Consider the following 21,343-nt stretch of genomic DNA (forward strand, 5'->3'; position numbering starts at 1 on the left):
TTTAAAATTTGATAAATTATTGATTTTATTTTTGCTAAAATTAGATTTTTGAATTTTTAAGATTAAAATTCTAGCAAAATTTTAAATTTTTTAAAGGAATAATGTGGAAATAAGTTATTATGAAATTCTTGAAATCACGCAAAATGCTGATAAAGAAACCATAAAAAAAGCCTATAGAAAAATGGCTTTAAAATACCATCCTGATAGAAACCAAGGCGATAAAGAAGCAGAGGATAAATTTAAGCTTGTTAATGAAGCCTATGAAGTTTTAAGCAACGATGAAAAGCGAGCTATTTATGATAGATATGGAAAAGATGCTTTAAAAGGCGGTGGATTTGGTTCTAGTAGTTCAGGTTTTGGTGGTTTTGAGGATTTAGGAGATATATTTTCTAGTTTTTTTGGAGAAGGCTTTGGTTCATCATCACGTCGTAGAAAAAGTTCAAATGATGAGAAAATCCCTTCAGATTTTATCGTTAATTTAAAATTAAGTTTTAAAGAAGCGGTTTTTGGTTGTAAGAAAAATATAGACTTTACTTATAAATGCTCTTGTAAAACTTGCAATGGAACAGGGGCTAAAGATGGAAAACTTCAAACTTGTCCAAAGTGTCAAGGTAGGGGACAGGTTGGAATTTCTCAAGGTTTTATTACTTTTGCACAAACTTGCCCTGATTGTCAAGGAAGTGGAGAAAAAGCTAGTGAAAAATGTAGCGATTGCAAAGGTTTGGGTTATAATGAAAGCAAAGATAGTGTAGAACTTAATATCCCAGAAGGTGTAGATACAGGTATGAAACTTCGTGTCAATGCTAAAGGAAATATCCCAAAAAATGGCACTAGAGGGGATATGTATGTTAAGATCATTGCTGCTGAAGATGATACTTTTATCAGAGATGATGATGATATATATATAGAATTTCCAGTATTTTTTACTCAAGCTATCTTAGGAGAGAGTATAAAAGTACCTACCATACGCGGTGAGGCGACTTTAAATTTACCAAAGGGCGCTAAAGACGGACAAAGATTTGTTCTTGAAAAAGAAGGGGTAAAAGATGTTCATAGTTCTCGCATAGGAAATCAAATCGTTCAAATTTCTATCAAATTCCCAACTTCTTTAAACGATGAACAAAAAGAACTTTTAGAAAAACTAAGTGAAAGTTTTGGTATCAAAGATGGTATGCATCAAGAGCAAAAAGGGCTTTTTGAAAAAATCGCTAATTGGTTTAAGTCTTAATTTTCCTAAAGCTTTTTAGCTTGGGAAAATTTTTTATATAAATTTAAGTTTTAAAAATCAGGCATAAAAAAAGACGGAGTAAAACCCCGCCTTGAAGTTAGACTTGAAAACTTCTTAGAATTTGTAAAGAGCTTGAAGTCTTACAGTGCTATGATCAGCACTTTCTTTAGTGTTTACACCTTCATCTAGGTTCACATAAGAATAGAATGCTGAGAAGTTAAGTTTTGGAGAGTATTTGTAATCTACTCTTGCAACAGCTTCAAGTTTTTTACCACCACCTAAATGACCAGCAGTTTCTGTTTTTGTTCCACCGTATACGAAGTCAGCACCAACGCGAACTGTTTCGTTGAAAGTATATCCACCAGTTACATAACCAAAAATATTTCTACCAGTGTCGCCATTTAGTCTTGAACCAGTAGTATAGAAAATTTCCTCACCTGCAAGTAAAGAACCAATATTGCCTTGATCTTCGATTACAACTGTAGAAGCTTTTTCTTTATCACCGTAGTATAAACCACCAAGACTAGCATCCCAACCATTTAATTCAACACTACCTCTTAAAGCAAATAAGTTACCATTAGTGTGTGTTTTATCATCAAGTTCGCTATCAATGCTATTTCCTAAGTAAGCACCTTCAAGTGTCCAGTTGATTCCATCAAAGATGGTAGTGCTATAAGCTGCATCTACAGCATAAAAGAATGCTACTTGATCCCAATAAGCTAACCATAATTGTGGGTTGAATTGTCCACCTAAGAATTCATAAGAACCTACAGCAGCACCACCATAAAGATTTCCAATTGAATCTAATTTAAAAGGAGCTGTATTAGGTTTATCAGATGATATATTACTATGTCCTAATAAATCCGCACCTTGTTCCGCAGCCATAAAGCTATCTACAGCAAAAGCAGCTAGAGTTAAACCATCGATGCTATTATTTATTACTTTAACACCTGTTCCAACTAAACCATCGATACCATTGTCTGTCCAGATAGTGTTTAGTTGTTGTTTACCAGCGATTACGCTTGTAGCAACATCTTCATTTGTATAAGTTAAGTATAATTGACGAACAAAAAGTCCTTTTTGATCATTTTTTATTTCATTAGTACCATAACCACCATCAGCAGCATTATAGTCAAATTGAACAAAAGCTTTGAAGTTATCAGCTATAGCAGCACTGAAGTTAACTTGCGCTCTATATTTGTGATCTTGTTTGCTGTTGTTTAAATTTGAGTTGTTAATGAAATTTTTATCAAAATTACCTGTATCGTATCTGTATCTTAATACACCTGATACATCAACATCTTTAATCGCTTCTTCAAGTGGAGTAGCGTTAGCTGCTGAAAAAGCACCTGCAGCAAGAGCTGCAACTAAACTAAGTTTAACTAGTTTCATGAGAATTCTCCTTGTCAAAATTAATAAAACATCATAATTGTAGCACATAAATTTGGAGTTTTTTCTTAAGAAGCACTTAAAATAGTAAAAATTTTAAATCTGTAAGGATAAAAACATCTAAAGAAAAGCCTAGCTAAAGGGATTTAAGCTAGGCGTGTAATTTTAAGGAGTTTTTCTTATGAATGTTTTTCGGTTCATTTAAAAGTATAAGTCTAAAAAGTAAACAAGAAGTAATATATAGTTGCTTTAAATTATTTTGATAAAAAAACAAGTAAATTTTTACAAGCCAGGGATAAAATTTTATAAGTTTCATTAAAATTTCCGCTATACCAAGGATCGGGCACTTCATCATAGTTTAGAGTAGGGCTAAAATCAGTGATTTTTAAAACTTTGTTTTGAGTGTTGGTGAAGTTTTTTAAAACATTTTTGAAGTTAGAATTATCCATGGTGATTAAAAAATCGCTTTCATCACAAAGTTTTTGAGTGAGTTTTTTGCTTGTGAAGTTTTTGTGTTCTATGTTAAGTTGAGCAAGCTTGTTTTTGGTGCCATGGTGCATACCTTCTCCATCGTGTTTTCCTGAAGTTCCAGCACTGCTTATAAAAAATTCTTTTTCTAAATTTGCTTTTTTGACAAGATCTTTCATGATAAATTCTGCCATAGGCGAACGGCATATATTGCCTAAGCATATAAAGAGTATTTTTTTCATTTTTATCCTTGAGTTTTAATTAAAAATTATAAAAAATATCATACAATAAATCCATGGAAAATTTCAATAGAACTTTGCTTGTGTGTTGGTTTGGTGTTTTTACCACAAGTATGGGGCTTAGTCAAATCGCTCCGATTTTGCCTTTTTATATCAAAGAACTAGGACATGTTGATACGAGTGAAATAGCGTTTTATTCAGGGCTTGCTTTTGGGATCACTCCGCTTTTTATGGCTGTTTTTTCACCTTTGTGGGCTTTTTTGGGTGCAAAGTATGGTTATAAAAATATGCTTCTTCGTGCAAGTTTTGGGATGTCGGTTTTAACCTTATGGCTTAGCTTTGCTCATAGTGCTTTAGAAGTGGTTTTTGTGCGGGGTTTAACAGGGATAATCTCAGGTTTTACTTCTGCTGCTGTTGTGTTTATCGCTGTGATAGCACCTAAAGAAAAAGTGGCTTATGCTTTAGGAACTCTTTCTACGGCTTCTATAAGTGGAAGTTTGCTTGGACCTTTGTTTGGTGGCTTTGTGGCTGAATTTTTTAGCATTAGTGCGGTTTTTGATGTGGTGGCTTTTTTGATCGCTTGTTCTTTTGTGACGATTTATTTTTTCATCCATGAGAGAAAAATTCAAAAAGAGGCGAAGAAAAATACTCAAAAAGTAAAAGAAAATAAAACCCTTATCATCGTTCTTTTTATCACTACTTTTGTGATACAATTTGGTACTTTTGGAGTGATGCCGATTTTAAGTATTTATGTTGAGCAAATTCATCAAGGTGGAAATTTGGCTCTTTGGGCGGGTATAGTGGTAGCTGCAAGTGGGATTAGTAATCTTTTTTTTGCACCAAAACTTGGAAAAATTGCTGATAAGATAGGGCCTAGTAAGATTATTTTGATAGCTTTGATATTTTGTGGAATTTGCTTTTACTTGCAGGCTGTAGCAAGTAATGTTTATACGCTTATTTTCGTGCGTTTGTTTATAGGTGTAGGACTTGGAGGGCTTTTGCCTTGTGTGAATGCCTTGCTTAAAAAAAGTGTGAGTGCTAAAAATTTAAGTGTGATTTTTGGTTTTAATCAAACTTGTCAATTTTTGGGAAATTTTTGCGGTGCTTTTGGCGGAGGGCTTATGGCTTCGCATTTTAGCGTGGAATTTGTTTTTGCTTTTGTGTGTTTGATTTTTATCATTAATGCTTTTATTTTTTTAGCGTTTGAGAAAAAATATATCTTTTCAAATCAAGGCTTATAAATTTAGAAAGGTTTAAAATGGAAATGATTTTATTTGCTTTAGTGATGATTTTGCTTGTGTTTTTATTTATAGTACTTTTTAGGCAATATAAAAGCTCTAAAATAGAAGAAAAAAGCACGCAAAGCTTTAGCGATATCATGCAGCTTAAATCCATAGGAGAGTTAAGTGTTTTTCAAGTTTTTAGTAAAGAGATTGTCACTAAAAAAGATAGTGCTTTTAATGGAATTTGGAAAAATCTTTTAGGATGGTCTTTGAGTGAAAGACAGATTGCTTTGATTTTTGAATTTGAGATCACTTTTTTGTATGATTTAAGAGATAAAAACTTTGATATTTTGCCTTTAGGGGACGATACTTATAAGATCATCATGCCAGAGTGTAGATATAAACACAGCATCATAGATATGAAATTTTATGATGAAAAAAATGCTAAATTTTTACCTTTTTTACTGCCTGATTCTATCAATAGTACGGGGATTAGTTTTAGCGAAAGTGATAAAAACAAACTCATAAAAGAAGCTAAAGATGAGGTTAAAGACTTGTCTTTAAATCTTATCCAAAATTTGGAAAGCAAAATTCATAAAAGCGCTAAGGATACTTTAGAAGCTATTGCTAAAGGTTTTGGGGCTAAGAGAGTGGAATTTGAATTTAAGGATAATACGCAAAAGCTAGATGTAAACTAGCTTTTTTCTTGTCTTGCTTGGGTAATGCTTTTTCCACCTAGTCCGTAATTATCTGTATCGATTTCATCGATAATTACTACAGTGGAGCTTTTATTTTTGTTTAAAACCTTAGCAAGTAAATCCGTTACTCCTGGCGATAAGCTCTTGTTTTTGTTCTGTTGTAGGTTCTCCGTTTTCTTTGGTGATGTGTATATTTACAAAAGGCATTTTTAACTCCTTAAATTTTTATAATTATTCTAAAATCTAAAAAATTAAAATATTCTTTTATTTTGTAAATTTTTTGATTATTTCATAGTTTTGTAAAAGCTGTTCAAAAGAAAAATTTAAATTTGCGGGAGAAGTTGAGGGGAGGGCTATGGCTTCTAAGCGAGGGTGGAATTTAACAAAAAATTTATAAGCGCTTTGTCCTGTAGTAAAAATGGCTTGGATTTTGGCTTGAGAAAGGATCAGGCTTAAATCATTGGCTTTTGCATAACTTATAGTTTTATCATCTGAATTTTTTATCTTGCAACTTTGAAGTACATCCCAAAGAGCGATATGTTTTTTTCTTAAAAAGGCTTGTTGTTCTGTGATATTTTCTAATTTTACATCAAAAAGTGTTTCTAGTATGGGCCAAAAACGATTTCTTGAGTGTTGATAATAAAAGCCATCTTGTCTTGATTTTACTGAAGGAAAAGATCCTAAAATTAAGATTTTAGAATCTTTGTCAAAAAAAGGCTCAAAAGGATGAGTTAGAAATTTACTCACTCACACAAATCCACAGAAATTTTTCCGTTTTTAATTTCGCTAATTTTAACTTTTAAGCTTTGGTTTTCAGTTAAATTAAGATGCTTGCTTTTTGAGCTATGCAATAAACCATCAACACCATTTTTAAGTTCCACAAAGGCTCCAAAAGGAGCGATTTTTTTAACAATACCTTGAAATTCTTGCCCAAGTTCAAAGCCTGATATATCTTTGTCTTTAGAGCCTTTTTTAGTTCCTTTTTGAGAGCTTGTGATGTTTATGATGTAGTCTTTTGCGGCTTTGATTTGCTCGTTTTGACTACCTGCTATTTTTACTTCACCTTTTTCGCGATCTAAGTCTATAGAAACGCCAAATTTTTCTATGATTTCTTTGATGGTTTTTCCAGCTTGTCCTATGATATCAACGATTTTTGAAGGATCAACGCTAAAAAGCTCAAGTTTAGGTAAAACTTCTTCATTGACTATGATTTCTTTTGCAGCTTCTTCCATGATATTTAGGATGTGAATTCTTCCTTCTTTGGCTTGATATAAAGCTTGTTTTAGTGTTTCTTGATCGATTCCGCCTAGTTTTATATCCATTTGAAGAGCAGTAATGCCGTCTTTGCTACCAGCTACTTTAAAATCCATATCCCCATCATGATCTTCAAGTCCCATGATATCTGTTAAAACAGCATGCTTGTTATCTTCAAAGATAAGCCCCATGGCTACTCCTGCAACAAGTTTTAAGCTTGGCACTCCTGCTGCTTTTAAGGCTAAAGATCCGCCACAAACCGTTGCCATAGAACTTGAGCCATTGCTTTCTAAAATTTCACTGACTAAGCGGATTACATAAGGATAGTTTTCATCCACGCTTGGATAAAGCGCTCTTTTGGCTAAATTTCCATGTCCTAGTTCTCTTCTTCCTGGAGCTTTGATAGGACTTGCTTCGCCTACTGAAAAACCTGGAAAATTATAATTTACCATAAAGCGTTCGCTTATAGGATTTTTTTCTGTAAGCAAGTCTATCATTTGAGCATCGTTTTCTCCGCCTAAGGTTGCAACAACTAGAGCTTGAGTTTGTCCACGAGTGAAAAGACAAGAGCCATGAGCGTTTGGCAAGATATTGGTTTCTATACTGATAGGACGTACCTCGTTTAAACTTCTACCATCAGCTCTTTTACCTTCATTTAAAATTTGCTCACGAATAAGTTTGCGTTTGACTTTAGCTAAGGTATTTAAGACACTTTCTTCGCTCCAGTCTTTAGCGATTTCAAGATTTAAAATTTCTTTAGCAATTTTATTCAGTTCGCTTGCTCTTTCGCTTTTTGCCATTTGGTTGATGGCTTCTTTGATTTGTTTTTGGAAATTATTTTCTATAAAAGCTAAAATTTCAGGATGTTCAATCTCATTTTTTAGTTCGATTTGAGAATTTTTTTTGTGTTTGCTAAAGGCTTCTTCATAAGCATTTGAACCATTTAATATAGCTTTTTGAGCTAAATTTAGAGCTTCTAAAATTTCATCTTCGCTAAGTTCATTCATATTTTGTGAAGTGGTTTGAGTTAAAACATCAGCATAGGGAGCTTCGATAAAGATTTCATTTTCTTTTTGATCAGGCAAGGCTCTCATTTCTATCATCAAAAGCTCATCTTTTACACCTGCTACATAGAGATCTAGGGTGCTATTTTGAAGCTCTTCATTGTTTGGATTGAGTATGAAATTTCCATCTATCTTTCCTATACGCACACCACATACTGGAGCTTTCATAGGTATATCACTAAGATAAAGTGCCACGCTTGCGGCATTTAAGCTCATTACTTGCAAATCTACTTTAGGATCAGCTGAGACAACCATCACAACGATTTGAGTCGGATAAGCATAGCCTTTTGGAAAAAGAGGGCGTAAGCTTCTATCAATAATGCGTGCTGTTAAGGTTTCTGCATCGCTTGGTTTGGTTTCTCTTTTGACATAACCACCAGGGATTTTTCCTGCGGCATAAGCTTTTTCGATGTATTGGACGGTTAGAGGTAAAAAATCTTCTTCAACTTGTTTTTCTTCTCTTGCAACTGTAGCTAGAACAACGCTTTTGCCTTGTCTCATTAAAACAGCACCGGCAGCTTGTTTGGCGACTTTGTCTATATCAAATATTTCTGTATTTTTGTTAATTTCTATGCTGTATTGCATTATTTTTCCTTTTTTACCAGATAATAAATTCGTAAAATTTTTTAAAATATTTAGCAAATTTCATCCTTTTTAAATTTTGTTTTCACTTTCTGCTAAAGAGAAATCGTATTTTACTCCTCCTAAAGGATAGAAGTTGAAAATAAAATAAACTCCGCTTTGATTTTTAGCTGTGATGCCACCACTTGTGAGTTGTGGATCGATTCTTTCTCTATACATTAAAGAATAGTTCCAACATTTTCTTTGGTAGGTATAGCCAAGTTCCCACATGTTTGCATGAGCTCTTTGAGTATCAAACCAAATTCCACCAAATAAATTGTAATTAGGTGTGGCAATATAATTTGCTCTTGTACCAATAAAGCTATATTTTCCATACTCATCGTTTTGATAAGCATGAGAAAACATCCAATTAAATTTTGAATTTGTATTGACTTCTATTTGGCTGATGATATTGGTAAAGCGACTTTGCTCATAAGAGTAAAGCATTTCACTATTAAAATTAATGTTTTCATTAAAATAATAAGTTAGAAGGTTTTCAAGTTCATAGAATTCATTTTGTTTATTGAGATAGTCAAGTGAAATTCTGTGTTTGATTTTTTTTTGTCCTTCATCATTATAAAAATATTGAACGGCATAAAAACTTGTATGTTCGTTTTCTTTATCGTATTCTTCAAGATAATCTTGCGTGATTTTACCTGATTTTGCTCCTGGTAAAACGTAATTCACCCCTAAATTTAAAGTATGAAAGAAATTTTCATAAGCTTTTGAAAGATCGGTGTAGAGATTAAAATCATGAGTGTTTCTGAAATAATGCTCATGGTTTCTTTCGGGATCGTTGCTATAATTTACAAAAGAAGCATAAAATCTTTCTGTAAAAGTAAAGTGTAAAAAGTCTCCAAAAAAAGCGTTGTGATACGAGATAGGCAAGTCTAAATTTAGCTCATTTGCATAAGAACCAGCAGGTCGGTAAAAATTATGAAATGAAGCATCAAATGAATAACGCAAGCGTTCATCAAAAAGGTTATTTAAAAATCTATGATATTGAAAGCTTGGATATTCTTGCAAGGTTGTATTGTTGCTAAGTTTAGATGTGTCGATATAATATCTTACATAAGCTCCATAAAAATTGTTTTCATCGGCTAAAAAATAATTGATTTTGGAGGTTACAAGCGAGTTAAGATCTCGATAATCCCTACTTCCTAAATTTAAATAATCCACATCGTTGAGATAGGTTGCATCTATCCATAGACCTTCTTGAAAATTATCGCTGAGTAAAGATTTGATTAAATTATCTCTTGAGTATTTTAATTCTATTCCATAGTGAGTTTGATTTTTCAAATTTTCATCGTGAAAATAGGAGCTATTTTCCCTAAAAGTACCAAAATTTAATTCTCCTGTTGAATATGGAGAATCAAGAAATCTTAAAGTAGAATAAAGTCCAAAACCACGATTTGTTCGAATTTGTGGATCAAGTTCTAAATCCCAATTTTCTTGAGTGGCTATATAAATAGGCTGTTCATAGTATAAGCCTTCGCTACTTTTTAAAACGATTTTTGGGATTAAAAGCCCGCTTTGTCTATGAGTATCAGCACTAAATCCAAAATAAGGTAGATAAAAAACTGGGGTATTTTTAACATATAATTTTGCATTGTAAAGATGAACAAAATTGGTTTCCCGGTTAAGCCAGCCTTTTGAAAAACGAATTTCCCAATCAGGATCTTCAACATTGCAGCTTGAAACTGCTGAAATTTTACTTTCAAAGACTTTATCATTTAGATGACTTGTTTTGCTTTGAAACCATACTTCAAGATTGTTATTGGAAAAGAAAAAATTACTAAAATCAGCTTGATTGGAATTTAGGTTGATTTTAGCATAATCAGAATGTGATCTTTCGTTTTGTCCCCTTAGGATGTTAACATCGCCAAAAAGCTCAACATCTCCGGTTTTTTCATTGTAAATTGTTTTATTGGCAGTGATGAAATAAAAATCAGAAAAAATAATAACATCATTGTTTGCAGTAAGAATATCACCTTCTTTTTTTGCATCAAGAGCGTAAATATCAACTTGTGCTGCATTTAAAGCTATGCTAGTTCCTAGCAATAGGGAAAATTTACGCCACATCGACTACTATTGTCCTTGCTAGATAATCCTCCCAAGCTTTGCGCAAATCATTGCTTAAAGCCCAAGCAAACCCAAGCATAAACGCCATAGCACTAACTTGTCTTATGGCAGATCTGATGCAACTTTGGATGAGATTGGGTTTGTCGAGAAGATTTTCATCCAAGATGATAATTTTGCATAATATTTTTCCCAAACTTGCCCCATAAAGATAAGTAAAAATCGCTTGATAGCTAAAATGAAGCAAGATGAAGCCAAGATAAAAATTTCCTATAATTTGAGTCGTTTCAAATAAATCTTTTGCTTGGATTAGACGATCATAAAAAATGATAAATACAATCAAAGAAATAACCATATCATCGATTAAAAAAGCTAGAACTCTTTTTCCAAAACTTGCTATTTTTAGATTTTCACGCTCTAAGCGGTCTTGTAAATTTTCTTTCATTTAAGAACCTGATGAGCGATGTCTTTTCTGTATTGTTTTCCTTTGAAATTTACATTATCACAAAGTTTATAAGCATTTTTTTGCGCTTCTTCTATACTTTTTCCTGTGCCAACGCAAACTAAAACTCTTCCACCATCAGCCATTAATTTGCCATCTTCTAGGCTTACTCCAGCATAAGAAATATGAGAGTTTTCAGGAATGTTATTTACAGTAATTTCACTTTTTGGTGAACTTTTGTAAGGATAGTTTTCACTCGCGCATACAACCCCTACTGCAAATTCTTTTTTGATTTTGATTTTTGCGTGTCTTAAGCGTCTTTGAGTAGCAGCTAAAATAAGCTCTAAAGGATCTTCGATTAAAGGCATTAAAACTTCACATTCAGGATCGCCAAAGCGAACATTAAATTCTAATACATAAGGTTTATTTCCAACGATCATAGCGCCTATAAATAAAACGCCACAAAATTCCGCTCCTTCTTTTTTCATACCTGCTAAAGTCGGTAAAATAATATCTTTTTGAACTTTTCTAAGCAAGCTTTCATTCGCCAAAGAGCTAGGGGCGTAAGCACCCATTCCACCAGTATTTGGCCCTTGATCATTATCGAGTAATTTTTTGTGATCTTGTGCTGCAGGAAGTAAAACAAAATCATTGCCATCACATACTGCAAAAATGCTTAATTCATAACCATCTAAAAATTCTTCAATTACAACGAGTTTTCCAGCATCTCCAAAGCTTTCTCCACTCAGCATTTTAGCTGTTTCTTCTATGGCTTCTTCATGAGTCTTAGCTATGATAACACCTTTTCCTGCGCAAAGTCCATCGGCTTTTACTACTATAGGAGGGGTTAAACTATATATAAAATTTTTTGCTTTTTCAATGTCATTTGTGTTTAAAAATTTGGCTGTTTTGATGCGGTATTTTTTAAGAAAGCTTTTCATAAAAGATTTTGAGGTTTCAAGCATTGCAGCAGCTTTACTTGGCCCAAAAATAGCAAGTCCTTGTTGTTTAAAAATATCTACAACCCCTTCGGCTAAAAAACTTTCACTTCCTACTATACAAAGATCAAAACCTTTTTCTTTTGCATAGGTTGCTAAAACTACTGGATCTTTTAGGTTTAAATTTGTTCCAAGACTTTCGGTAGCGCCATTTCCAGGAGCAAAATAAAACTCTAAATTTTTGTCTACTCTTCTTAAGGCTAAAGCAATAGAGTATTCTCTTGCACCACTACCCAAAATCATTATTTTCATTTATATCTCCTTTTAAACCCAAACAGCCGTTTAACAAAGATTGACCCCAAAAAGTCAAAGAAAACCGCTAGGTAATTTTTAAAGGCTGCAACTTCTCGCTTTTTTCAAAGCTCAAACGATGCCACAGAACACGGTAAATCACACAATCGCAGTTAATAAAAATGTGTTGGATCACTTTAAATACCACAAACTGTTTAGGCAAGGAAATTATAACTTAATTTAGCTTAAATTTCTATGTCTTAAATCAGTTTAAATTTGGTTTTTCCTGATTTGTCAAAATGCTTTCCTTGTAAAATAATATCGGCAACATTTTCCCAAACATGTTTTTCATCAATATAGACTATATCAAAGGTGTTATCACGCATTAAAGACTGATAATTCACTTTTTTAGGTGCGTATTTTACTAAATAATACGGATTTTGTGAAAAGTTTTCAATTTTTAATTTGCATAATAAATCTAAATCCGATGTGACAACTAAAAATTTTTTTCTTTGTTCTTTTGTGATTTTTTGAATATACACTAAAAGTTTTTGATCAAAAGGATTTAGAGCGGATTTATTTAAGCGACTTAAGTAATGTTCTGCAAAAGAAAGAGAACAGAAAGAATTTTCTATATTACTCATAGTAAAATAAGAATTTTTAACCCCTGATGATTTTAAAGACAAGTGCCAAATTTTAACATCCATTATGGTTGCGCATAGATTTAAACCTGTGACAATTTTTTTAAAGAGCTTTTCTCGTGAAAGTTTAAAAGCATTTTCGAAAATATTATAATTTTTCTTATAAAAATCTTCCCTTATAGCATCAAGTCTTTTTAGTGTTGTTCTGTAGTATTCTGCTTCTTTTTGTAGTTTAGCCAATCTTTCTTGTCGAGCTTTAAGTTTTTCAGGGTCTGCATTGGCCGCATTGCTTTTAAGATTTATTTCAGATTGTAAAGTTTTCATTTGTGCTTCAAGCGAGGCTAGACGATTTTTTCTTGTATCTATGGTGGCTACTAAAGCTTGGTAATGACACTGCAAAGATAAAAAAGTTTCGTTAAAAATTTTAGTGATATTTGGTTTTTGATCAGCTATCATTTGCTTGTATGAATTCTCCAAATGCATCATGATGCTTTTTAATGCGCTAAATTGGGTTTGGTCTATGCTATTATCCATAAAAATTAAAGTATCATAAGCTTTAAATAAAAATCTTTTAAGTATAAGATAATCAAGTATGCAAGGAATTTCCTTTTCATCTTGTAGATTGGCTTGAAGCGTTTCTACGGATAAAATTTCATGGGCAAAATATTTTTGTATAGCTTGAGGTATAGTAAAAGAAAGAGGAATTTTTTCTATAGTGTCAAAGTCTGTCGTTCTATAAAGTTCTGTTATATAAGCACTTCTTCTTGAGTTTTGTAAGTCTTCTAATTCATCATCATTATCAGTTTTCCAAAAATCATGCTCAGTGATAAAATCCCCTTCTTTAAATTCTTGAAATTTTGAAGGTTTTATACCTGTTATGGTTTTACTTGTTTGAACGGGCTTGCCGTCTTCTGCTTTTTTTTCGCTAGAAAGAGTTCTAAATTCCACAAGCATACCAACACTTGGCATACTTTTTTTATCATTCCAAATTTGGCGATTGAAGTCAAAAAAGGTATTTGCTGAGTTTGTAACGGTTCCACGTCCTGTAGAATCCATATAAATAGCTATTTTTCCATGCATATTTCTTCCTTGAAATTTCTTGAATAAATTCTAGCCTTATTTTTATAAAAATTTTATAATAAAAATAAGAGCTAGAAAAAATGGATCATTCCCATTCTATGGTTGCAGGTGGTTTGCTTGAGATATCATAAACAACGCGGTTTATACCTTCTACTTCATTGATGATACGGCGACTTATGTTTTCTAAAACTTCGTAAGGTAAATGCGAGAAAGTAGCTGTCATGCCATCGCTTGCATCTACAACGCGTATGCAAACTGCATTATCATAAGTGCGATTATCCCCCATAACTCCAACGCTTTTAACATTTAAAAGCACGCAAAATGCTTGCCAAGTTTTATCATACCAACCTGTACTTTTAAGTTCTTCAAGTAAAATTACATCAGCCTTGCGTAATAGTTCTAAGCTAGGGCGATTTACTTCTCCCATAATGCGTATAGCAAGACCTGGCCCAGGGAAAGGATGACGATAAACTACTTCTTTGCTAAGTCCAAGCTCAAGTCCTAAGGCACGCACTTCATCTTTAAAAATTTCTTTTAAAGGCTCTATGAGTTTAAGATTCATTTTTTCAGGTAAGCCCCCTACATTATGATGGCTTTTAATGGTTTTGCTTGCACCTACAACAGAACTTTCTATGATATCAGTATAAAGCGTGCCTTGAGCGAGATATTTTACATCTTTATGTTTTTTTGCTTCTTCTTCAAAAACTTCTATAAAGGTATTTCCTATGATTTTTCTTTTTTGCTCGGGATCTCTAACATTAGCTAATCGACTTAAGAAAATTTCACTTGCATCAATGCTGATAAGATCGATACCTAAGGTATTTTTAAACATAAATTCAACTTGTTCTTTTTCACCACTTCTTAAAAGTCCATTATCTACAAAAACTACTATAACTTGCTCTTTTATAGCACTGGCTAAAAGTGCAGCAACTACGCTACTATCTACTCCGCCACTTACTGCACAAAGCACTTTATCATTGCCCACTTCTTCACGGATTTTTTCTGCTTGAGTTTTTGCAAAAGAGCCCATATTCCAAACACTTTCGCAATTACAAGCGTATTTAGCAAAATTTTTTAAGATATTTTTGCCAAATTCACTGTGTTGCACTTCTGGGTGAAATTGCAGAGCAAAAAATTTCTTATCTTCGTTGCCAAAAACACAAAAAGGGCTATTTTCACTTGTGGCTAAAACTTCAAAACCTTGAGGTAAATTTTCTACCTTATCAGAATGACTCATCCAAACGGTTTGTTTTTTTGGAAGATTTTTAAATAAAGCGCTATCTTTTTTAACTTCTATGTTTGCTTTGCCGTATTCTTTATGTCCTGCAGGTGCTACTGTAGCTTTGTAATGATGTGCCATAAGCTGCATACCATAACAAATTCCAAGAATAGGTAAACCTAAGTCAAATATACCTTTATCGCAAAAATACGCATCAGTTGCATATACGCTTGCTGGACCTCCGCTTAAAATAATACCTTTTGGTTCTTTCGCCTTAATATCAGCTAAGCTCACATTAAAAGGTAAAATTTCTGCATAAACTCCTTGTTCCCTTAAGCGTCTTGCTATAAGCTGAGTGTATTGAGAGCCAAAGTCTAAAACTAAAATATCTGCTTTTTTCATTATTTACCACCTATGTAATTGTTCGTATTTTTTAATGGTTTTTACCGAACCATTTTGTTCATAGCTTGTGTATTGAGGGTTGCCTTTATATCCGCAAGCACAGAAGAAAATTAAGAAAAGAAATGCTAAAATCATCTTATGGGAAAAAGAAATAATATTAAGATGACTAAAAACGCTAGTGCTGTTATTAATGAATTGATGGATAAACCTCATTATAAGCCTTTAAAAACCTTATTTTTTTGCAAAGATTTTTTAAGTTCTTTTCCGCCTGCTAAGCAACGTTTGATTGCTAAAATTTATGTAAAAAATCATATTTTAAATATAATAACCTTACATCCAGCAGCTTATCAAGAATTAAATCATGATGATAGCAAAATTTATATTAAATTTCTCATAAAAGCATATGGACAAAAATATCCTTTAAGTGGATTTGTTGATATAAAAGATATAAAAATCTTTTCTCAAAAATACACTTATGCAGTAAATAAAAACAAAAATGATGAAAAACTCTCTAAAAATTCTTATTTGGAGCTTTCTAAGGGTGAATTTAAAAATTGCTTTGAAGATGAAAAATTATTTAAGAAATTTGAAGATTTAAGAGAGCTTATAAAAAAAGGTTCTAATCTTGACTAAAGAGAATTTAGAAAATGAGTTAAAAACTCTTCCTAATAGTGCTGGAGTGTATCAATATTTTAATCAAGAAGGAAAGCTTTTATATGTAGGTAAGGCTAAAAATCTTAAAAATCGTGTCAAATCTTATTTCGCTTTTACTCCAAATTTACATGCAAACCCAAGAAATTCTTTAAGAATTCAAAAAATGATTGAAGAAACAGTGCATTTGGAATTTATCACTACTAATTCAGAAGCCGATGCTTTGATTTTGGAAAATTCTTTTATCAAACAACTGCATCCAAAATATAATATTTTGCTAAGAGATGATAAAACTTATCCTTATATTTATGTGGATTTTGAAGAAGAATTTCCACGCTTTGAGATCACTAGAAAATTAGTAAAAAAAAGCAAAATTAAATATTTTGGCCCTTTTTTTAAAGGCGCTAGAGAGCTTTTAGATGCGCTTTATTTATACTATCCTTTAAAGCAAAAAGCAAGTTGTAAATCCCCTTGTATTTTTTATCAAATTTCTCGTTGTCTTGCACCTTGTGATAAACGCATCAGCAGGGAAAAATACCTTGAAATTTTAGATGAGGCTATGCACGCGCTTTTAAATCCTAGTATTTTAATAAAAAATTTAGAAAAACAAATGCTTGTTTTAGCACAGAATGAAAATTATGAAGAAGCAGCTAAAGTAAGAGATCAGATTGTAACGATTAAGGATTTAGAAATTAAGGTTGAAATAGATATTGCAAAATTAGAAGATTTTGAAGTGTTTGCTTTAGCTTTTAAAAATTCTATGCTTTCAACCTTGCGTTTTGTAGTGCAAAATGGAAAAATTATCAGTGCAAATTCTAAGATTACTCCTATAAAAAATGATATACAATGGGATAAAAATGAAATTTACAAGCAATTGATTTTAGAAAATTTTAGCATGGATATTCCTTGGCTTGCAAATGTTATTTATGTTTATGAAGAATTTGAAGATAGAGTGCTTTTAGAAGAAATTTTAAGCCAAAGATTTGATAAAAAAATCAGTATTAAAATTCCTAAAATAGGAGAAAAAAGAAGAATTTGTGATTTGGCTTTTCAAAACGCCCTTTTAAATATAGAAAAAGAGCAAAAAAATCATGGTTTTACTATACAAAAAGAATTAAAGTCTTATTTTGAGCTTGAAAATTTACCAAATGATATAGAAATTTTTGATAATTCTCATTTGCAAGGCGTGGCAAATGTTGGAGCTATGGTAACTTATAGTGCAAATTCTTGGGATAAGTCAAAATATCGCAAATTTCATTTAAAACATAAAAATGATTATGATCAAATGCGTGAGGTTTTAATGCGTAGGGCTTTGGACTTTGATAAAAATCCACCTCCTGATTTATGGCTTATAGATGGAGGAAAGGCTTTGCTTGATTTGGCTAAAGAAATCATTGTAAGTAGTGGAGCTAATGTTGATATTTTAGCTATTTCAAAAGAAAAAATCGATGCAAAAGCACATAGGGCTAAAGGAGGTGCTAGAGATAAAATTCATTCCTTAAAAGGAGAATTTAGCCTAAGTATTAACGATAAAAAACTACAATTCTTACAGAAATTAAGAGATGAAGCGCATCGTTTTGCTATCAGCTTTCATCAAAATACTAAGAAAAAACAGGACTTGAATAGTTCTAAGCTTGTAAATTTAGGACTTAGTTCAGGGGTTATACAAAAACTTTTAGCGTATTATGGAAATTTTGAATCTATATATAAGGCTGATTTTAAAGATCTTGCAATGCTTGTAGGCAAGAAAGCGGCACAAAAGATAAAGGAAAATTGATTTGATATTAGCAGGGATAATTTTTATTTTTAATCTAATTTTAGCGTATTTAAGTATTGATATCTCAAAGCTTGATAGTGTTGCTGAACAACTGAAAATAGGTATGTTTTCTAGCATTTTTGTTTTATCTTTAACACTTTTTATTTTTGCTTTTAGGCAAAATAGAAATATAAACAAAATATATCAAAAAATTTTTTGCATGCAAAGTGATTTTTTAAATTTTCAAAAAAAGATTGATGTTGATAGTGCGCTTGATTTGTTAAAGGAAAAATTTGAAACTACGGGGCAAAATTTAACTAAAATATCCCATGAAAAAGACAGATATTTGCATTTATTAGAGGAAAATTTATATCAGCTTGGAAATATATCCAATGCAATGCGTTGCTTAAATGAAGGGTATAATAAAGAAATTAATTCTTTGATTTTAAATGCCTTAAATTCTCAAAAAGATCAAATTAGATTAGAATTAAATGAGGCTTTAGAGCATCATAAAAGCATTATAGGGACATCTCACGGAAAGGTTTTGCAGTTTGAAGCAAGTGTGGCTATAGTTAATAATGATGAGCTTGAGAATTTTTTACTTGCAAATTTACTTTCGTATTTTGGCATAGAAAGTACTTGTTTTAAAAATTTAAGTTTTGATGTTAATGACTTTCACTTGATTTTTATCAAGGATAAAATTTTAAATGAAAATGTAAAGAAAAACTATGATTTTATAGTGATGGGTCGCCATAAAAATACACATTATGAGTATTTTTTAACTTTACCTTTTGAAAAAAAAGATCTTGAAAATATTTTGCAAAACAAGCTTGATAAGGTTTGCACTTTAAAATTTAAAACCCCTTATCAAAATAATGTATTGCTTTTTAAACAAAATGATTTTGATGCAACCTTATTTTTTAATATAATAGAAAAACAATGCGATAAAAATGTATGTATAAATTCTTTTAGTCAATTAAAACAAGAATTAAGCAAGGAGATTTATCGTTTGATTTTGCTTGATTATGAATTAATTAAATTTGATCTTGAGCAAATGAGAAATTTGCTAAGTGCTTATAAAAAACAGCATCCACAAAGCCATATCATCTTTTTTTCAAAGGAAAAAGTTAGGGATTTTGATTGTGTGAGCGAAGTTTTAAGTGATGTAAGTAGAAATGATCTTATAACTTTACTTAGAAAGTATTTACCAAAGGCCTAAGCTTTATAAAATTTAACTCCAGCTAAATCGAGAATTTTTACCTTTTTTTCTTTGATAAGTTGATTTAAGAGAGTTTTGGATTGTTCATCAAATTTCACTTCAATGTCTATTTCGCTTTGTGAGCGTAAATGAAGCATTTTTAATAATTCTTCTTCATTGAAGCTTAGTTTTTTACCTTCATAATGCCTTTTGGCTAAGAGTACGGGAGTAGAATCTATAAGTTTAGAAAGTTCTAAAAGTTTTTCTTCGCTTACTTTTTTAACGGCATAAGCAGGAGGTCTATCTATGGTGCTTAGATCAACCCTTAAAGGCATGATTTTTTTTAAAGCTTGATTAAGTGCTTTAAATTCTTCTTCGTTGTCATTAAGATCTTTAACAACTAGAATTTCCATAATCAAATCTCCATTAAACCTAGCTCTAAAATCTGCCATTTTTTCTATCATTTTTTCTAAGTCAATGTTTTTTAAAGCTCTATCAATACGATAAAAAGTTTTAGCAACTGCACTATCTAGGCTAAATTTGATCACATCTAGTTTTAGCAAAGCATTAAATTTGTCTTCATCTAATACAGCTGTACCATTGCTTAAAATAAGCAATTTTTTATCTTTAGCAATGCTGCGTAAAGATAAAATAAGCTCATTTAAATAAGGATAAAGACTAGGCTCTCCGTTGGCAGTAAGGGTAAGAAAATCAAATTCAACATTTTTTTCAAGCATAACTTTAACTTCGGAGATAATTTTATCTATGCTGATAATTTCATCCTGTTTTTCTTGGGCTTTTTTTGGATCAAGCTCACAATAAACACAATCAAAATTGCATTGTTTTTTACTAGGGCTTAAATCTATACCCAAAGATCTTCCAAAACGCCTAGAGCTAACAGGACCAAAGAGTATTTTCATTTAGCTGAACTTTCTTGTACAAGCTTGATAAAATATTTTGCATTTTCAACAGGAATATCAGGCAAGATCCCATGTCCTAAGTTGAAAATATGAGCTTTATTTTGCATGGTTTTTAGTATTTTTTCCACTCCTTCTTTGATGGCATTTTTATCATAAAGTCTACAAGGCTCCATGTTGCCTTGAAGAGTGTATTTGTGTGATAGTTTATCGCGTGCTAAATCAAGTGGAGTACTCCAATCAACCCCAAAAACATCAAAATTACCATCGATTCTATCCAAATAACCGCTAATGCCTTTAGGGAATAAAATTACAGGTATATTTGGGTATTTGCTTTTAATAAAATTTGAAATTTCAAGCATATAATTAAAAGAGAATTCAAAAAACTTATCATATTCTAAAGCACTTGCCCAGCTATCAAAAATTTGTATAGCATTAGCACCTGCTTTAATTTGCTCTTCTAAATAAAGTTTTAAAACTTGAGTTAGTTTATTTAGAATTTTATGTAAAAGCTCTGGGTTTTGATAAAGCATTTTTTTACACTTTGTATAATTTTTACTTCCACTTCCTTCTATCATATAGGTAGCTATAGTCCAAGGGCTTCCGCAAAATCCTATTAAAGCCTTGTTTTGAGATAATTTTTCTCTTGTAAGCTTTAAGGCATCATAGACATAATTTAATTTTTTATGTGCATTTTGATTGTCAAGTTTTTCTAAGTCTTCTAGGGTTGAAATAGGATTATCAAAAACAGGCCCTTCTCCTTTTTCAAAGCGTAAATTCATACCCATTTCAAGAGGAACAACTAAGATATCTGAAAAAATGATTGCTGCATCTACATCTAAAATATCAATAGGCTGTAAAGAAACTTCAGAAGCTTTTTTATAGTCTTTGCATAAAGAGAGAAAATCACCCGCTTGTTTTCTTACTTCCATATATTCTGGCAAATATCTTCCTGCTTGACGCATCATCCAAATAGGGGTGTAGGGTGTAGGTTTTTTAAAGCAAGCATCAATAAAAATCATTATTTTCCTTTGTTTTTAGCAAAATTATAACAGAATTTGATAAATTAAATTGGTCAATTTTTCTATATTTTCTTCATATGGAGGAAATAATAAATTTTTTCATTTTATCCAGAGTTATGAGAAATTTTACGAGAATTATTGGAATTCTCGTTTGTGTAGTTTGAGTTTTGATTTGTATATTAAGCCTTTGTATTGTTTGTGGCATTTCCTGCGTCAATTGTAGCAAAAAGCTTATTTAGCAAAGTCTCCTCATTTTTTTTGTATTGATCTTCTCTCATTTTTTCCCAAGCATAAGATCTAAAATCTTCTCTAACAGCACCAAGATCAATGTCTTCATTAGTAAATTTGCTTGAGCTTGTTTTTTCTTCTTCCTTTTCTTCTTTGTTTTTTACTTCATTTAATGTGGCTTGAAATTCATCTGCTGAAGTATTTTTCTCTTTAACCTTTGTTGTGGTGCTAAAAATAGCATTTGATGTTTTTTGAGTATTATCTACTACCATTTTCTCCTCCTTTATTTAACTTT

At 31.7% G+C, this 21,343-nt stretch carries 18 protein-coding genes and 1 pseudogene; 6 read left to right on the forward strand and 13 right to left on the reverse strand.

Translation table 11 applies throughout. The annotated features are described in order from the left end of the window. Positions 1–103 precede the first annotated feature (103 nt). Positions 104–1,228 (forward strand): molecular chaperone DnaJ, encoded by a 1,125-nt coding sequence (gene dnaJ / locus FBE93_RS02315; protein ID WP_165434141.1) that lies wholly within the window; start codon positions 104–106, stop codon positions 1,226–1,228. Positions 1,229–1,342: 114 nt separating this feature from the next. Here the strand turns inward: dnaJ and FBE93_RS02320 are convergent, their stop codons facing one another. Further along, positions 1,343–2,620, reverse strand: a complete 1,278-nt coding sequence (locus FBE93_RS02320; RefSeq protein WP_165434142.1) for a major outer membrane protein — start codon at positions 2,618–2,620, stop codon at positions 1,343–1,345. Between the two features lie 251 nt (positions 2,621–2,871). After that, positions 2,872–3,327 (reverse strand): low molecular weight protein-tyrosine-phosphatase, encoded by a 456-nt coding sequence (locus tag FBE93_RS02325; protein WP_002933659.1) that lies wholly within the window; start codon positions 3,325–3,327, stop codon positions 2,872–2,874. Between the two features lie 53 nt (positions 3,328–3,380). Between FBE93_RS02325 and FBE93_RS02330 the strand changes: the two genes are divergently transcribed. Both FBE93_RS02330 and FBE93_RS02335 read left to right on the forward strand, forming a co-directional pair. Next, complete coding sequence (locus FBE93_RS02330) at positions 3,381–4,565, forward strand: MFS transporter (protein ID WP_002866251.1); 1,185 nt, start codon at positions 3,381–3,383, stop codon at positions 4,563–4,565. A gap of 17 nt (positions 4,566–4,582) precedes the next feature. Next, the gene (locus FBE93_RS02335; RefSeq protein ID WP_002866250.1) at positions 4,583–5,245 is read left to right on the forward strand and encodes a DUF4230 domain-containing protein; all 663 of its coding nucleotides are present in this window, start codon (positions 4,583–4,585) and stop codon (positions 5,243–5,245) included. Here the strand turns inward: FBE93_RS02335 and FBE93_RS02340 are convergent. The 8 genes and pseudogenes from FBE93_RS02340 to guaA form a co-directional block, all read right to left on the reverse strand. After that, positions 5,242–5,452 (reverse strand): annotated as a pseudogene (locus FBE93_RS02340) (4-oxalocrotonate tautomerase family protein). The gene FBE93_RS02335 and the pseudogene FBE93_RS02340 overlap by 4 nt on opposite strands. Before the next feature lie 57 nt (positions 5,453–5,509). Continuing rightward, entirely contained in the window at positions 5,510–5,992 is a 483-nt protein-coding gene (locus tag FBE93_RS02345; RefSeq protein ID WP_002876781.1) for a DNA-deoxyinosine glycosylase, read from the reverse strand. Then, positions 5,989–8,148, reverse strand: coding sequence for a polyribonucleotide nucleotidyltransferase (locus FBE93_RS02350; protein ID WP_165434143.1), 2,160 nt, complete (start codon positions 8,146–8,148; stop codon positions 5,989–5,991). The genes FBE93_RS02345 and FBE93_RS02350 overlap by 4 nt, the downstream gene beginning before the upstream one ends. A 69-nt stretch (positions 8,149–8,217) precedes the next feature. Next, entirely contained in the window at positions 8,218–10,266 is a 2,049-nt protein-coding gene (locus FBE93_RS02355) for an LPS-assembly protein LptD (RefSeq protein ID WP_165434144.1), read from the reverse strand. Then, positions 10,256–10,708: an RDD family protein gene (locus tag FBE93_RS02360; protein WP_002855813.1), complete on the reverse strand. Its 453-nt coding sequence runs from the start codon at positions 10,706–10,708 to the stop codon at positions 10,256–10,258. The genes FBE93_RS02355 and FBE93_RS02360 overlap by 11 nt, the downstream gene beginning before the upstream one ends. After that, positions 10,705–11,955 carry a phosphoribosylamine--glycine ligase gene (gene purD, locus FBE93_RS02365; RefSeq protein WP_002859311.1) on the reverse strand — a complete coding sequence of 417 codons (1,251 nt, stop codon included), beginning with the start codon at positions 11,953–11,955 and terminating at the stop codon, positions 10,705–10,707. Before purD ends, FBE93_RS02360 begins: the two co-directional genes overlap by 4 nt. Before the next feature lie 239 nt (positions 11,956–12,194). Beyond that, positions 12,195–13,655, reverse strand: a complete 1,461-nt coding sequence (locus FBE93_RS02370; RefSeq protein WP_002933663.1) for a hypothetical protein — start codon at positions 13,653–13,655, stop codon at positions 12,195–12,197. 85 nt (positions 13,656–13,740) lie between these two features. Then, positions 13,741–15,276: a glutamine-hydrolyzing GMP synthase gene (gene guaA / locus FBE93_RS02375; protein ID WP_002937788.1), complete on the reverse strand. Its 1,536-nt coding sequence runs from the start codon at positions 15,274–15,276 to the stop codon at positions 13,741–13,743. Positions 15,277–15,414: 138 nt separating this feature from the next. On the opposite strand from guaA, the gene FBE93_RS02380 reads away from it, so the two are divergent. From FBE93_RS02380 to FBE93_RS02390, 3 genes are read left to right on the forward strand one after another with little or no spacing between them, the layout of a single operon-like run. After that, positions 15,415–15,909, forward strand: a complete 495-nt coding sequence (locus FBE93_RS02380) for a hypothetical protein (RefSeq protein WP_002933665.1) — start codon at positions 15,415–15,417, stop codon at positions 15,907–15,909. Further along, positions 15,902–17,704, forward strand: coding sequence for an excinuclease ABC subunit UvrC (gene uvrC, locus FBE93_RS02385; protein WP_165434145.1), 1,803 nt, complete (start codon positions 15,902–15,904; stop codon positions 17,702–17,704). Before FBE93_RS02380 ends, uvrC begins: the two co-directional genes overlap by 8 nt. A gap of 1 nt (position 17,705) precedes the next feature. Continuing rightward, complete coding sequence (locus FBE93_RS02390; protein ID WP_165434146.1) at positions 17,706–18,902, forward strand: hypothetical protein; 1,197 nt, start codon at positions 17,706–17,708, stop codon at positions 18,900–18,902. On the opposite strand, the gene FBE93_RS02395 is transcribed toward FBE93_RS02390, so the two are convergent. The 3 genes from FBE93_RS02395 to ciaC form a co-directional block, all read right to left on the reverse strand. Then, positions 18,899–19,801: a radical SAM protein gene (locus FBE93_RS02395; protein ID WP_059110951.1), complete on the reverse strand. Its 903-nt coding sequence runs from the start codon at positions 19,799–19,801 to the stop codon at positions 18,899–18,901. The two genes, FBE93_RS02390 and FBE93_RS02395, sit on opposite strands and share 4 nt — an antisense overlap. Beyond that, complete coding sequence (gene hemE / locus FBE93_RS02400) at positions 19,798–20,820, reverse strand: uroporphyrinogen decarboxylase (RefSeq protein ID WP_002933677.1); 1,023 nt, start codon at positions 20,818–20,820, stop codon at positions 19,798–19,800. Before hemE ends, FBE93_RS02395 begins: the two co-directional genes overlap by 4 nt. 179 nt (positions 20,821–20,999) lie before the next feature. Next, a complete protein-coding gene (gene ciaC / locus FBE93_RS02405; protein ID WP_165434147.1) occupies positions 21,000–21,320 on the reverse strand; it encodes an invasion antigen CiaC in 321 nt (106 codons plus the stop codon). Between the last annotated feature and the right edge of the window lie 23 nt (positions 21,321–21,343).

Origin of the sequence: Campylobacter sp. CFSAN093229 (assembly GCF_011068225.1) — a bacterium.
Classification (GTDB): domain Bacteria; phylum Campylobacterota; class Campylobacteria; order Campylobacterales; family Campylobacteraceae; genus Campylobacter_D; species Campylobacter_D jejuni.

Bases quoted from the DNA above. Each gene is read 5' to 3' on its own strand.
- FBE93_RS02320 (WP_165434142.1), bottom strand. From the start codon at position 2,620: ATGAAACTAGTTAAACTTAGTTTAGTTGCAGCTCTTGCTGCAGGTGCT.
- FBE93_RS02325 (WP_002933659.1), bottom strand. From the start codon at position 3,327: ATGAAAAAAATACTCTTTATATGCTTAGGCAATATATGCCGTTCGCCT.
- FBE93_RS02330 (WP_002866251.1), top strand. From the start codon at position 3,381: ATGGAAAATTTCAATAGAACTTTGCTTGTGTGTTGGTTTGGTGTTTTT.
- FBE93_RS02335 (WP_002866250.1), top strand. From the start codon at position 4,583: ATGGAAATGATTTTATTTGCTTTAGTGATGATTTTGCTTGTGTTTTTA.
- FBE93_RS02350 (WP_165434143.1), bottom strand. From the start codon at position 8,148: ATGCAATACAGCATAGAAATTAACAAAAATACAGAAATATTTGATATA.
- FBE93_RS02355 (WP_165434144.1), bottom strand. From the start codon at position 10,266: ATGTGGCGTAAATTTTCCCTATTGCTAGGAACTAGCATAGCTTTAAAT.
- FBE93_RS02360 (WP_002855813.1), bottom strand. From the start codon at position 10,708: ATGAAAGAAAATTTACAAGACCGCTTAGAGCGTGAAAATCTAAAAATA.
- purD (WP_002859311.1), bottom strand. From the start codon at position 11,955: ATGAAAATAATGATTTTGGGTAGTGGTGCAAGAGAATACTCTATTGCT.
- FBE93_RS02370 (WP_002933663.1), bottom strand. From the start codon at position 13,655: ATGCATGGAAAAATAGCTATTTATATGGATTCTACAGGACGTGGAACC.
- guaA (WP_002937788.1), bottom strand. From the start codon at position 15,276: ATGAAAAAAGCAGATATTTTAGTTTTAGACTTTGGCTCTCAATACACT.
- FBE93_RS02380 (WP_002933665.1), top strand. From the start codon at position 15,415: ATGGGAAAAAGAAATAATATTAAGATGACTAAAAACGCTAGTGCTGTT.
- FBE93_RS02395 (WP_059110951.1), bottom strand. From the start codon at position 19,801: ATGAAAATACTCTTTGGTCCTGTTAGCTCTAGGCGTTTTGGAAGATCT.
- hemE (WP_002933677.1), bottom strand. From the start codon at position 20,820: ATGATTTTTATTGATGCTTGCTTTAAAAAACCTACACCCTACACCCCT.
- ciaC (WP_165434147.1), bottom strand. From the start codon at position 21,320: ATGGTAGTAGATAATACTCAAAAAACATCAAATGCTATTTTTAGCACC.